A 14,509-nucleotide genomic window follows, 5' to 3' on the forward strand; every position below is an offset into this window, starting at 1 on the left:
GATTATTCAAATGTATACTTTTTGTAAGCTGAAAAACTTAAACAGGTTTAAGAAAGAAACAATTGTATAATAAGTTTGTCTTTCAAATGTAAAAGCTTTTATTTTGGAGTTGTATCCATTAATTATTTCACAATGCATAGAAGGTTATCCCCTATAAGTATGATGTACTTAAGTGTCTTTTTATTGCTGCCTACTGCTCATGTTTGGGCACAGCAGCCCAAAACTGTTTATAAAGAGGTTTCAGATCCTATTTATAAGACAGTCGATACCAATCCTGATTTCCCGGGAGGCATTGCAGCACTTCAACGATATCTTTCGACTAATTTAATCGTTCCAATTGAAGTTAAGGCTGCGATTGATAGTGAATATGCGCGAGTGGTTATGTCTTTTATCATCGAGAAGGATGGTGCTTTAAGCGAATTGTTGTTTTTACAAGGTATCCAAGAAGAATATAATGAATTGATAAAAGACGTACTTATAAAAGGTCCAAAATGGGTTCCTGCTCTGCTGAATGGTGAAGCGGTAAGGTATAAATTTATCATGCCCATATCGATGAATGTAGAAAAATTGAGGACAACACGTTTAAAGAAATAAGAGGCTGAAATACTATAAAAGCTTATTTTTTATTGATTAAGACAACTTAGAATGTCTGAGTACACCTCCAAACATACTCAATTCTTTTTCTTGCGCAATTCGCTCAAATATTCGGGAGTAAGTCCTAAGAAAGAAGCTAACATATATTGCGGAACACGCTGTACAAATTGTGGATAAAGCGATTTAAAATGCAAAAAGGTTTCTTCTTTATTAAAGGCAAATTGATATTTAATGCGGTATTGAGCCGCACCATAAGCGTGTTGTAGGTTGAGTCTAAAATAGCGTTCGAGATTGGGGAAGGCTGCTAATAAGCGTTCTTGATTTTCGTTCGTCAACTCATAAACCTCCGATTTTTCAACAGCTTGAATATAAAAGGAGGAGGGCTGACTTAGTGTATAACTTAGGAAATCAGCAATCCACCAGTGCTCTAAAGCGAAATACGTTGTCTTCTCATCACCATTTTCACGAATAAAGTACATACGTAAACAACCTGTAGAGACAAAATAAAGGGAAGTACTCGTTTGGGAAGCTTCTAAAAGATAATCTTTTTTGCGTAATTTTGTTTTTTTAAAATAGGAAAGGATGGGCTCGTAATCACTTGGACTGATCTTAACGATTTTATTCATAGACTGTATAAGAGAGCTGGAGGCAGTGTGCATAAAACTAGAAGTGATAAAGAGATATTAAAGTTAAAACAATTAGTGGTAGAATAAGGCAATTAAGAAAAATAAGGTAATTATTTTTTTTGGCTCAGTTCTTGTATTCACAATAATAATGATTAAAAATAAAACTAAATAACTATATACTATGAAAAAGATTTTTTTACTATTATTCGCCGCTGTTGGCTTGGTTGGATTACAGAGTTGTGAAGGACCAGATGGGCCTCCGGGGGTTTCGGTTGAGGCCGAAGTTTTTGAGGTTACTACCGATTTTACTTATGGAAATAATTTGGAATCTACATTTAATTTTAATCCTGCAATTTTAGATTCGGATCATTTATTAGTATATCGTTTGCATACTGTATTTAAAGGCGAAGATGTTTGGAGAATAATGCCAACTACTTATTTCTTTAATGATTTAGGAGATATTATTTATAATTTTGATTTTACGAGATTTGATTTTAAAATTTTCATGGATACTACCATTGGAAATGTTGACCGATTAGATGGAGGAGCTTGGACGAAAAAACAAACCTTTAGAATTGTAGTAGTTCCTGGATATTTTCCGAACAATAGATCATTTGATACGTCAGCAGATGTTGAAAACACGGATTATAATACCATAATCAAAAAATATAATCTTGAAAATGCTCCTATAAAACAATTAGAAGCTAAAAAATAATAAATAAGTGAAATATCAAAAACCTCAGTTTTAACTGAGGTTTTTTTGTTTTATTTATTGGCGGACATCTCTAAAAGTATTTTTTTTATGATTTGCATTAAAAAAATAGGGGGTGGTTGTTATTATTTGTGTAAAATAAATTATTTTTGCTGTCAAAATAGGGGGTGTCCCGTAAAATACTTACAATATGTCAACATTACGTTTTCGAGCAATTGAAAAAGCCGCTTCTAGAGAAGTGGTGAAAGTAGAGGAACTGGGTAGAAAATCTTTGATCTTTGGAGATAATGTTTTTAACGACAAGTCCATGCGACAGTTTTTAACGCCACAAGCTTATCAGGCTGTTAAAAACGCACAGAATGGAATTAAAATCGATAGAAAGTTGGCAGAGTACATTGCTTTGGGTATGAAGGAATGGGCGCTTTCTAAAGGGGTAACTCATTATACGCACTGGTTTCAACCTTTAACGGGGACAACTGCTGAAAAGCACGATGCTTTTTTTGAGACTCAATTCGATGGAGATCCGGTAGAGAAATTCAACGGAAGTCAGTTGGTACAACAAGAGCCGGATGCATCGAGTTTTCCAAATGGAGGAATTAGAAATACCTTTGAAGCTAGAGGATATACAGCTTGGGATCCGACTTCACCAGCCTTTATCTTTGGCTCTACTTTGTGTATCCCAACCGTATTTGTATCGTATACCGGGGAGGCATTAGACAACAAAACCCCGCTGATCAAGGCGTTGAATGCTATTGATGCAGCAGCTACAGAAGTAGTACACTATTTTGATAAAAACGTAAAGAAAGTTACAGCTACACTGGGATGGGAACAGGAGTATTTCTTAGTCGATACGGCTTTGGCAAATTCTAGACCCGATATCCTAGCTACTGGACGTACTTTATTAGGACATACCGCAGCTAAGGGACAACAATTGGATGATCACTATTTTGGATCAATTCCAACCAGAGTGTTAAATTATATGCACGATTTGGAGAACAACTGTATCCTTTTGGGGATTCCAGTTAAGACACGTCACAACGAGGTGGCGCCGAATCAATTTGAATTGGCTCCGATATTTGAGGAAACCAATTTAGCAGTAGATCACAATTCCCTATTGATGGATGTGATGAGAAAAGTGGCAGAACGCCACCATTTCAAAGTACTTTTCCATGAAAAACCTTTTAAAGGGGTTAACGGTTCTGGAAAACACAACAACTGGTCTTTGGCAACAGATACGGGTGTCAATTTGTTGAGCCCGAGCAAAACGCCAAAGAGCAATATGCAATTTCTTACGTTTTTCATCAATACAATTAAAGCGGTTCACGACAACGAAGAGTTGTTGCGATCTTCTATCGCCTCTGCGGGTAACGACCACCGTTTAGGAGCAAATGAAGCACCTCCTGCCATTATTTCTGTGTTTATTGGACAACAATTGTTTAATGTGTTACAAGAGCTTAAAGGTGTGTCTTACGGCAAATTGTCGCCAGAAGAAAAAACAGATTTAAAACTTAATGTAGTAGGAAAAATTCCAGATGTATTGTTGGATAATACCGATAGAAACAGAACCTCTCCTTTTGCTTTTACAGGAAATAAATGGGAATTTAGAGCAGTTGGGTCTACGGCAAACTGTGCCAATCCGATGACTACTTTAAACACTATTGTTGCCAAACAATTAAAGGATTTTAAAGTTGAAGTAGATAGCATGATCGAGCGCGATGGCATGAAAAAAGACGAAGCGATTTTTAACGTACTACGCGAATACATCAAACAAACAGAGAAAATCTTGTTTGAAGGTGATGGATACAGTAAGGAATGGGAAATTGAAGCAGAAAAACGCGGATTGAGTAACCATAAAAATACGCCAGCTGCCTTAAGAGCTAAGGTTTCAAAAAGATCTATTGATTTATTTGAAGAGATGAATGTGATGAATCGTATTGAAGTTGAGGCACGTTACGAAATCGAAATGGAAGAATACATCAAGAAGATTCAAATCGAGGGAAGGGTTTTAGGCGATATGGCAAGAAATCATGTTATTCCAACAGCGATTGCTTACCAAAATAGAGTAATAGAAAACGTAAAGGGAATTAAAGAGATTTTTGGAGCGGGTTATGAAATTCATGCGGCAGAGCAAATTGCGATGGTAAAAGAAATTTCTAACCATATTTCACAAATTAGTACCCATGTTACGGAAATGATCGACGAGCGTAAATCGGCGAATTTAATCAGTGATATCGAATTACAAGCTATTGCTTACTGTGAAAGAGTAAAACCTCATTTCGATATTATTCGTTACCACAGTGATAAATTAGAATTGTTGGTTGATAATGAAATGTGGACTTTAACCAAATACAGAGAATTGTTGTTTACCAATTAATATTTGTAATAGTTATAAAAATCAAAAGCGGACTTTCCTTGGAAAGTCCGCTTTTTTTAAAAGAGTAAAGTGAATTAATAATTATTTTTTGTTGCGGTAAGCCAGATAGAATATTTGAGGTAAAACGGTAAAGGATAGGATCATACATACAAGCAATCCTCCAACGATCATAATAGCTAAAGGTTTTTGAATTTCAGAACCCATTCCGTGAGAGAGTGCTGCGGGTAAAAGCCCCATAGATCCCATCAATGCAATCATGATTACCGGTCGAATACGACTCTTTACGCCTTCGGCTATGGCTTGATTTAACGGCATTTTTAGCCTTAGATTTTCGCGCATCACACCAATTAAGACGATACCGTCAATAGTAGCAACTCCAAAGAGTATAATAAATCCGATTCCTGCTGATATACCAAAAATGGTTCCCGTTGCCCAAAGTGATAAAAAACCACCGATAAAAGCAAAGGGTAATGTAGCTGCAGAAATCAAGGTGTCTTTTACATTTCCAAAATTAAAATACAACAGCATCATAATCAAGATCAGCGATACCGGTACCACCATCATCAACTGCTTGGCAGCGCGTTCCTTACTTTCAAATTCTCCAGCCCATTCCATTTTATTGGCTGTAGGTAATTTTACTTCACGATCCACTTTGGCTCGCGCTTCGGCTATAGTACTACCTAAGTCACGTCCTTCGATACTAAAACCAACCCCTATATAACGACTATTACCTTCTCTATATATAAAAGCCGGACCGGTATGGTAATCTATAGTTGCAATTTCTTTTAGCGGCACCTGTTTGCCGTCGAGCGTCGGAATTAAGATTTCACCAATCTTTTCAGCAGAATCTCGAGATTCCTTTTTAAAGCGCAGTACTACGTCAAACATGCGTTCGTTTTCATAAAAAGTTGTAGCGGCTTGACCTCCAATAGTCATTGAAATAACGGCTTGAGCATCGGCAGTAGTTACGGCATATCGAGCCATTTTTGCATCGTGTAGTTGAATGCGCAATTCGGGTAATCCGATGTTTTTATATACGTTGATATCCGTAATTCCTGGAACATCTTCAATGGATTTTGCCACTTCATTTGCCATCTTCTCTAAGTCAAACAAATCATCTCCGAAAATTTTAATTACTAAAGCGCTTTTTACTCCGGCAACATATTCTTCAACATTATCTTGAATCGGTTGGCTAAATCCGAAATTGATTCCGGGATACTTTTCTAAGCTAGTTCTCATCTCGGTTAATAAATCTTCCTTAGACAGTTTGCGCTTCCAATCACCTTCAGGTTTTAATTGAATATGAAATTCTATATTGAAAAACCCTGTCGGATCAGTCCCGTCATTTGGACGACCGGTCTGCGACATCACAAATTTTACTTCGTCAAATTTTCGCAATTCACCTTTCATCTCTTGTGTTAGTTTTACGGACTCTTCCAAGTGAATGCTATTGGGCAGCGTGGCTCTAACATAAATAGCACCTTCATTCAACTTAGGTAAAAACTCCGAGCCGTAATAATGAAAGCGAATTCCGCAAACCACTAATAGGACACCGAAAGTGATTAAGGTTGCCTTTTTATGACGGAAACTCCATTCAAAAAGGCGGAAGATGTTGGTCTTAAAAAAACGTGAAATGACATTTTCTTTTTCAACGATATTTTTCGTCAACAATATCTTACACATGGCTGGTACATAGGTCAAACTCAAAATCAATGAACCTAATAGAGCATATCCCAATGTAAATGCTAAGGGTGAAAACATTTTTCCTTCTACTTTCTGGAAAGAGAAAATAGGTAATAATGCTACGATTAAAATCAATAAAGCAAAGAAAATATAACTGGCAACACTGCCGGCACTTTTCTTAATAATACCCATTTTCGACATTCGGTTAAAGCGTTTCATACCGACTTGATGAGATTTTTTCTCGAGTCCTACAAATACCTGCTCAACAATGACCAGAGTTCCCTCTAGTAGAAGTCCAAAATCCAAGGCTCCCATCGAAATTAAATTGGCGGGCAATCCCTGTATCTTCAGCATGATGATAGCAAATAAAAAGGCCAATGGAATTACGGAGGCAACTATGAAAGTTGTTCTCCAATTGTATAAAAAGATAAATACGATCAGCGAAACCAATACCACACCCTCGATTAAGTTTTTAGTAACGGTATGTACCGTTGTATTGACCAAATCGGTACGGTCTATAATGGGAACGATTTGAACATCTTTAGGTAATATCCGTTCGTTAAGATCTGTGATTTTATCTTTTAAACGTTCGATAACCTCACTGGGATTTTCTCCGCGTAACATGATCACTATACCTTCTACAACATCTTTTTCATCATTATAGCCTACTTGACCCAAACGCGGTTTTGCGGAAACCACTACTTCGGCAACGTGTTTAACCAAAACAGGAGTAGAGCCTTTTACTTCAATCAGTATATTTCCAATATCATCTATGTTGTCCAACAAACCAACACCGCGAACGACGTAGGCCTGATCTCCTTTTTGAATTACATCGCCCCCCACATTGATATTGCTTTTAGAAACCGCTTCATAAACGTCTAAAGGGGACAAATTGTAGTTGACTAATTCGGTAGGATGTATTTTTATTTCATATATTTTTTCTTCACCGCCAAAACTCACTACATCGGCAACACCAGGTACAGAAAGCAATTCGCGTTCAACAACCCAATCTTGTATTGAAGTGACTTCTTTTATCGGTAATTGACTTTTGATGATATAACGGAAAATTTCACCTGTGGCTCCAGAAGGAGGTTCAATTTCAAAAAAGGCACCTTCGGGTAAATCGACATTTCCCATTCGAGTAGATGCGTATTGCTGGGCATAAAAATCCTCCACATCATCGTTAAACAAAACCGTGACTACAGAAAGTCCGAAAAGCGATATCGATCGGACTTCTGCTTTTTTCGGTATGGTATTCATCTCTTTGGAAATCGGCAACGTAATGAATTTTTCGATTTCTTCGGCACTTCGACCAGGCCATTGTGTAATGATACGGGCTCGGGTATTGGTTACATCTGGAAAGGCTTCAATAGGGGTATGTATATAACTATAGATTCCTCCCAAAAGCAACAGTATCGTTGCAAAAAGCACCAAAAAGGAGTTTTTTAACGAGAGTGAAACTATATTTTGAACAAATTTTTGCATGTCTTAAATTTTCTTTTTTAAAGCGAACGGTTGTTGATTTCTTCTAATAGTAACAGCTGGTTATTGGTGATGACAATCTCTCCCTCTTGAACGCCTTCGTCTATATAGGTGTAGAAATCATTTTTAGCGATCGACTTAACCAAGCGTACTTCTAATGTACAGTCGTCTTTATAAATCACTACGTAATTCTGATTGTTTTCAAAAACCAAAGCCTGATTGGGAATAGCAAGGGCTTTTTTATTGCTGGTATCAAGTCCTAGAATAATATCGGCAGACATACCCGGTTTGAGTTTCATATCCGTATTTTTCATTACAATTTTTGCTTTTAGCACACGTTCCTCTTGATCAAAAACCTGTGAAATCGACGTGATTTTGCCCGCAAAGGTTTCGTCCGGATAAGCGAGTGTTTTTACGGTTACCGGCATATTGGTAGCTACATGACGCATATTGGTAGCATAGACATTCGCCATAACCCAAACCTCGGAGAGATTGGAAATTGTAAACAATTCATCGTCTGCACCGGCTACCGGCATACCCGGACTGATGTTTTTACTTACGATATAACCATTAGATGGCGCTTTTACAGTAAATACCGATTTATCGCTACTGGCACTATATAAACTCATATTGCTGCGATTGCTTTGCATTTTAGATTGCAATAAATCAACTTCCGATTCGGCTTCTAATAAATCTTTCTGAGAAGCGATACCGTCGTTATACATGGAATGGACAGAGGCCAATTGACGTTGTGCCACCTTTAATTGGGAATTTAAAGAACGGCTTTCGTCTTGCATTTCGTTGAGAGAGGCACTTTTAATTTCAGCTAAAATCTGACCTTTTTTTACATAATCTCCCAAAGAAAAATACGTTGCTGTAACCACACCGTCTAACAAACTCACAAAGGGAGTCGTCTGATCGATATCGTACTGAATATTTCCGGTTAAAGAAAGGGTTTCTTGAATGGGTCTGGAGATTACTTTTTCAAAATTCAAGGTTTTTTTTAATTCTGTGGTAATACAATAGGCTTTCTTCTCAGTAGGAACAACCGCTGTATTTTGGGATTGTTGACAGCTATTAAATAATAAAAAAGCCACTGGGAGGTATATAAAATACTTGTTATACATATTATTGTTTTTTAAGATTAAAGCTCTTTTCCAAGGGCGTATTGAAGCGATTCGAAATGGTGATTAAGGTCTTTTTTGGTTTCTAATAAGATGTTTTTATTGTCGAGATAGGCCTCTACAAAGTCGAGATATTCAATCATACTGGTATTTCGAAGTTTAAAATTTTTGAGGTAGCTTTCGAGTAAGGTATCCAAACTTTCTTCGTAATCACTTTCGACTTGTTCGTACATAGCCTTTGACTGTTGGTAATTTCTTAGGGCTTGTACCACTTCATTGGAAAGGCTATTGCTTTTTTGTTCCAATTCCAATCGGGTTTTGTCGATTTCGATTTGGGCTTCTTTTATATTTCCTTTGTTGAGGTTAAATAGGGGGAGCTCAAATGAAATTCCCAATCCGACAAAATCACGCATAATATTTCCACCTCGATCGTAATTAGCTGACAAAGTCACATCAGGTACGCGCATGGCTCGTTCTAGAAGGTGTTTTTGTATTGCCTGAGCTTCCGTATTCTTAGCAACAAGGATATCAGCCCTGTTGTGAAGTGCTTCTGCTGTCCAAGTATCGATATCGTCAAAATTGATGGATACTTTAGGAGCATGCAGTTCATCGGTAATATATAGGGTGGTTTCCGCAGGTAAATTCAGCATGATTTTTAGATCTTTTTGAGATTCGGAACAAGACTGCTGTATTTCGAGCAACTGTTTTCTAAAAGACATTTCTGATGCTTTAAGACGGATGAATTCCGATTTGCTGATGTTGCCTTCAACCAATTGATTTTGATAGGACTTTAGCAAATTTGTTGTAGATTCTATTTGTGCTTCGTAGATTTTTTGCTGCTCTTGATATTGTTGCACGTCGGTCAGCGTATTGCGCAACTCTAATTTTAAGTTTTGTAGCACTTCCTGAAATTGAAGTTTTTTCCCTTCGACTTCCATCTTTTGCAATGCGATATTTTTTCGACGTTTACCAGAAGTTTGAATCAATTGCTCGATTTCTATACCGATTTGAGATGTTTTTCCCCAATTGCGATATAAAGCAGGCATTTCTTCAGAGGAAGAATTGGACCACAAATTAATCTCGCTAATACTGAGCGTCGGATTGGGCCAAAGTTTAGCCTGAATTACTTGAGCCTCTGCCTGAGAAATATCTAGATGCGTGGCGAGTAATTGTAAGTTCTGTTTTAAAAAAAGGGTTTCGGCTTCTTTTTTTGAAATAGATAGGGGCTGTGTGTTTTGGGCTTGCACAAATAAAGCGCCAAACAATAGAGCGGTTAGAGTAATCAAATATCGTTTCAAATTCAGTGGTTTTTATAATATACAAAGGTAATTTCTGTGTATTACAGCTGAATTTGAGTCCGATTAAAATACGATTAAGAGTAGATTAGAGTTTGATTAGAGTTCGCTCGGAGTCAAGAAGATTTCTTCGCTAATTTCAATAGGTTAGTACCAGTGGAATGTTTTTTTTTAATCCAAAAGGTCTTGAATTTCTAAAAGCATTTTCTCATTGGAGGCTGTCTTTGAAAATGCATAAAAATGATTCAATTGCCAATCTTGTGTTTTTTGAGCCTGTTTACTTGTCGGTTTATCCCAATTTGGATATACCCTAAATGCGCGTTTGCCTTCGCGATTGATGTCTGTCAAAATTCCCTTTTGCAATAAAATGGATTTGGGGAATATAAATTGCCCAAAATAGTCTTTGTTTTGGGCGCAAACCACTACAAAATCAAAAATATCTGCATCGTCAAAAGGAGCTATAGGCCCTTGGTTATTTCGTTTCCATAAGGTTACAAATTGCCCCGTTTTGGTTGGGGTTATTTTTGCAGAACGAAATAGGATGTTGTGATTATTGAGACTAAAGGTGCAGGCAGCATAGTCGGAACTTTCTTTCTCGAGTAAAGGGTCGGAGCAGCTTAGATCCAATAAGTCGTAAATAAGACCTTTAGCAGTGATAAAAGCCTGTGGAAGTGTGGACATGATGGTTGGTTTTAAATAAAGGATTTACAAACAAAATTAGGCTAATTACAAATTATCCAGCAACGTTCATTCGAATAAATTTGAGTTCGTTGTTATAATATTCAAACTCCCATTCTATATAATGTTCGCCTTCAGATCGGTAACTTGTGAAAATATCGAAGTCCTCCATAATCTGAGAATGTTCCCTATAGTTGTATATAAAATGGATTTTTTGACCGTTAATTCGTACGCCATAATTGATTTTCACATAACCGTTGTCGACTGTTACTTCATATAACCCCTTGTTTTTATACCAATTGATGTCGTTAAGATCGAGTTTTTCTAAAACAGCAAATAGATTTTTTTGTTCATGAGTTGCGGTGTATTTAAACTGAAACTGCGTTTGTAAATCGTAGGAATTTATAGATAAATAGGCGGTTTGAAAGCTCTTTAACAACGAGGTTAGAAGGAATCTTTGAGAGGTTAAAAATGTAATTTGTTGTTGTAAAACAGCAATATTTTGTTTTTCTAAAGCATTCAATTGAATGTTTTGGTTATCGGATATCGATGAATACCAATTAAACGATTCAAAATAATCTTGATAGCGACTTTCTTTAAAACGATAACCGTGGCGAGCATAAATTTCATTGACCAATAGGCGTAATTCATCGGCGCTTTTAGTTTTAATTTGAGCATTCGATATCTTTTCTCGAGAGCAAGAAACGCAATCTGACAGCTGTTGTGCGCTAGTTGCTAAAGACAGTAAGAATAAAGCAAGTATAAAAATAAATTTCATAAGAGTCGTACAGCAATAAGGGGATTCATGTAAAATAGCAGCGAATTAAAGCGGTGTTATTGGAAAAATTAATTGGACGACAGTTCCTTCATTAAGTGTCGACTCCATGGTAAACTCGATTTGATGTTGTTCTAATATTATTTTAGATAAAGAAATACCTATACCGCTTCCGGGAATGCGTCCGACGTTTTTACCGCGATAAAAGGTTTGACCAATTAAGGGAAAATCAGCTGTTGAAATCCCTTTTCCATAATCTTTAATTTCAAGGCATAGGCAACGGTCTTTTGCAGAAAGGGTTATTTCTACTGCCTGGTCGGTAGAATATTTTAAAGCATTTTCGATCAGGTTAAACAAGGCCAATTGCAATAATGTTTCGTTGCCGTTAATCTCTAGTAATTTAGAATCGAGTACCTGCAAATCAATTTTTATAGGAATGTTAAGTGCTGCGGATTTTTCAGTTAAGGCTTCATAAATATTCCAAATCACTTCGTCCAGTCTAAACAATTCAAAAGTGTTTTTTTGATTTTTTAATCCCGACATCAACAAGAGGTTTGACAATAGATCTTCAATTTTATAAATATTGCCTAAGGCATCTTGTGCTACTTTTTTATATTCGTCGACCGTACGGTCTTTTTGAGCAAAAACCTCTAAATTTCCGGCAATAGCGGTTAACGGAGTTTTAAATTCATGGGACACATAATTGATAAAGTTCTTTTGAATTAAAAAGGTTTCCGATAGTCGTGCAAATAATTTATTATAGGTTTTAATCAGCTCATCGACTTCGTCGTTGGTATTTGGTGGTGCAATAGCTTGTCCCAAATTGGAATCATCAATTTGATTGATTTGCTGAACCACATTGGCAATAGGTCGATAGGCCCAATGAGACAGGTACCTACTCAAAATAAAGATCAGAGCTAAACCGGCTAACAATACGAAGGTCATTATCAATAGTAAACGATGGGTTTGTGCTAAAAAATCCGCATTAGAAGCTTTGACAAAAACCACAAAATTACCTTGGTTATCGGGGTAATAGATACCGTAATAAAAATAGTCGTCGGTTTGAAATTGGATTTTTTGTTGTTTTCGAACCCGATTTAAATAGTCGGTTGTAATATTGGAATCGGTAAACAGTTTTCCATATTCCACTTGGTTATTTTTATTGTATACCGCAACCATAGAGCTTTCGATAGTTGCCCTAAATTCACTGCGTATGGTCGAGTGCTCGAATTGTGTTAATTCGTCTTTTTCAAGATAGTAAAAGGCGGCTAACAAACTTGTCTTTTTTAATTCGTTAAAAAAGACCCTTTCAGAACTGTTGTAAAAGGCAATATAAATAATGACTGAAGTGATAAAAAACACGACTCCAAAAGTAACTGTTGATAGTAGGGTAAGACGGTTGCGCAGCTTCATGTTCTTAGTCTTTTATCATATAACCCGTTCCCTTAATCGTATGGATGAATTTGGTGTCGGTTTCGTCAATTTTATTGCGTAAGTAGGAGATATATACATCAACAACATTGGTGTTGTTGTCGTAATTAATTCCCCAAACCGCATTTAAAATTTGAGTTCTGGAAACGGCCTTATTTTTATTTTCTAGTAAAAAAAGCAGCAGTTTGTATTCGCGTGGAGACAAATCGATGTTGTTGTCGTTTAGACTAACCTGATGATTATCTGGATTTAAAGCTAAAGAGCCACAGCGATAAAGTAATTCTTTTTCTTGATAATTAAATTTGGTTCTTCGGGTTAAGGCATTAATTCTCGAAATCAACTCGTTAAAATGGAAGGGTTTGGATAAATAATCATCGGCTCCGCTATCCAAGGCTGCAATCTTGTCAGCAGGATCACTTAAGGCACTTAGTACCAAAATGGGGGTATAGATTTTCTTATATCGAATCATTTGTGTCAGTTGAATACCGTCTACACCCGGCAACATTATATCCATCAGTATAATGTCCCAATGATTGTCGCTAATCAAATCTCTGGCTTGCTCTCCGGAGGTAGCTAAACTGACTTGAAAGTCGTTTTCTTCCAATCCTTTTATAACAAAATCGCTGATTCTCTGATCATCTTCAATCAATAAGATATGCATGATTTAAATTTTTTCTGAATTAATTTTTATAAAATCGGTCACCAAAAAGGCGATGAGTTTTCCGACAAGATGGGTGTTTTTATCATGGTCTAAATTGGGTGCGCCTTCGCATATATGAAGGTAACCGGCATTTTTAGATTTTCCAAAAAAGTGTATAAATTGGCGCAGACGCTCTGCCGAAAATCCCGTAGGAGTTATGGCACTACTGGCGATGAGCGGTATGGAGTCCAAATCGATTTCAATACCGTAAAATCCGTTGTCTATATGTTTTTGTGCGGCCAATAATTCGGTATCAAAAGATTTTTCTTTTCGGATTCGAATTTGTTCGTAAGTGTTGTACTTGACTTTGTCGGCTACGGCTTTGATACTGTCAAAAACACTTTTAGGGGTGTAATTTTCATGTAACCCAAATATAAAATACTGTTTTAGAAAGCCCTCCTCAAAGGCATAGGAAAAACCATTACCACTATGACGGCCTTCCAAAGGTCTAAAATCGGTATGCGCATCGAAATTTATAACATTAACACCTTTTGCTTTTCCCAAGGCCAAACCCTTAATGTTTCCATAGGCATTGTTGTGTCCTCCGCCAATAATAATTGGAATCTTATCGGCTTTTACAATTTTACTTACGATATGAGAGACTTCTTTATCTATGGCTTCCACCAGTTTAAAAAGTCGTTTACGATCCTCTTTTTGGTTGACATCCAAACGCTCGGCTTCTTCCATAGACTCCGTAAAATCGAGATGACCGAGTATGGTAATTTGATTGCCTTTACAAAAGCGGTTGTGCTGTATGTTGAGAAAGCTGCTTAGGAAATTTTCCCAGGCTGTGGCCGTTCCTGCTCTTCCAAAGTTTGCGCGTACACCAATGTCTTCGGGAATTCCTAAAATGACGTATTTAGAATCGTTTTCTTGAAGTTCACTAAAACAATGCTCCATATTAGAAAGTACTTGTATACGTTCTCCAAATTTAATTTCACCCTGTCTAAAACGTGTGTATTTTGTGATATCCGCAGTAGAAAATAATTTTAATTGATGCATAAATAAAATTGTTAATTTTTTATACTATTTTAA

The 14,509-nt window shown here is 36.7% G+C and carries 12 protein-coding genes; 3 read left to right on the forward strand and 9 right to left on the reverse strand.

Annotation, left to right across the window (positions count from 1 at the left end):
• Positions 1–159 precede the first annotated feature (159 nt).
• Complete coding sequence (locus KO524_RS13075; protein ID WP_219294668.1) at positions 160–594, forward strand: hypothetical protein; 435 nt, start codon at positions 160–162, stop codon at positions 592–594.
• A 77-nt stretch (positions 595–671) separates the two neighbouring features.
• Here KO524_RS13075 and KO524_RS13080 read toward each other — a convergent pair whose 3' ends face one another.
• Positions 672–1,220 (reverse strand): Crp/Fnr family transcriptional regulator, encoded by a 549-nt coding sequence (locus KO524_RS13080; protein ID WP_255555264.1) that lies wholly within the window; start codon positions 1,218–1,220, stop codon positions 672–674.
• Between the two features lie 181 nt (positions 1,221–1,401).
• Between KO524_RS13080 and KO524_RS13085 the strand changes: the two genes are divergently transcribed.
• Both KO524_RS13085 and KO524_RS13090 read left to right on the forward strand, forming a co-directional pair.
• Positions 1,402–1,935, forward strand: coding sequence for a hypothetical protein (locus KO524_RS13085; protein WP_219294671.1), 534 nt, complete (start codon positions 1,402–1,404; stop codon positions 1,933–1,935).
• 187 nt (positions 1,936–2,122) lie between these two features.
• On the forward strand, positions 2,123–4,306 hold the full coding sequence (locus KO524_RS13090; RefSeq protein WP_219294673.1) for a glutamine synthetase III: 2,184 nt from the start codon (positions 2,123–2,125) through the stop codon (positions 4,304–4,306).
• A gap of 81 nt (positions 4,307–4,387) precedes the next feature.
• Here the strand turns inward: KO524_RS13090 and KO524_RS13095 are convergent, their stop codons facing one another.
• The 8 genes from KO524_RS13095 to KO524_RS13130 form a co-directional block, all read right to left on the reverse strand.
• Positions 4,388–7,474, reverse strand: a complete 3,087-nt coding sequence (locus tag KO524_RS13095; RefSeq protein ID WP_219294674.1) for an efflux RND transporter permease subunit — start codon at positions 7,472–7,474, stop codon at positions 4,388–4,390.
• A gap of 17 nt (positions 7,475–7,491) precedes the next feature.
• Positions 7,492–8,598 carry an efflux RND transporter periplasmic adaptor subunit gene (locus KO524_RS13100; protein WP_219294676.1) on the reverse strand — a complete coding sequence of 369 codons (1,107 nt, stop codon included), beginning with the start codon at positions 8,596–8,598 and terminating at the stop codon, positions 7,492–7,494.
• A 17-nt stretch (positions 8,599–8,615) separates the two neighbouring features.
• Positions 8,616–9,893 carry a TolC family protein gene (locus KO524_RS13105; protein ID WP_219294678.1) on the reverse strand — a complete coding sequence of 426 codons (1,278 nt, stop codon included), beginning with the start codon at positions 9,891–9,893 and terminating at the stop codon, positions 8,616–8,618.
• Between the two features lie 168 nt (positions 9,894–10,061).
• Positions 10,062–10,571 (reverse strand): MepB family protein, encoded by a 510-nt coding sequence (locus KO524_RS13110; protein ID WP_219294680.1) that lies wholly within the window; start codon positions 10,569–10,571, stop codon positions 10,062–10,064.
• Positions 10,572–10,623: 52 nt separating this feature from the next.
• On the reverse strand, positions 10,624–11,346 hold the full coding sequence (locus KO524_RS13115) for a YARHG domain-containing protein (RefSeq protein WP_219294682.1): 723 nt from the start codon (positions 11,344–11,346) through the stop codon (positions 10,624–10,626).
• A 45-nt stretch (positions 11,347–11,391) separates the two neighbouring features.
• Positions 11,392–12,756 carry a sensor histidine kinase KdpD gene (locus tag KO524_RS13120; RefSeq protein ID WP_219294683.1) on the reverse strand — a complete coding sequence of 455 codons (1,365 nt, stop codon included), beginning with the start codon at positions 12,754–12,756 and terminating at the stop codon, positions 11,392–11,394.
• A gap of 4 nt (positions 12,757–12,760) precedes the next feature.
• Positions 12,761–13,435 carry a response regulator transcription factor gene (locus tag KO524_RS13125; protein WP_219294684.1) on the reverse strand — a complete coding sequence of 225 codons (675 nt, stop codon included), beginning with the start codon at positions 13,433–13,435 and terminating at the stop codon, positions 12,761–12,763.
• A gap of 3 nt (positions 13,436–13,438) precedes the next feature.
• Entirely contained in the window at positions 13,439–14,476 is a 1,038-nt protein-coding gene (locus KO524_RS13130) for a formimidoylglutamase (RefSeq protein ID WP_219294685.1), read from the reverse strand.
• Positions 14,477–14,509: the final 33 nt, after the last annotated feature.

It is taken from the genome of Flavobacterium sp. NKUCC04_CG (genome assembly GCF_019345525.1).
Lineage (GTDB): Bacteria > Bacteroidota > Bacteroidia > Flavobacteriales > Flavobacteriaceae > Flavobacterium.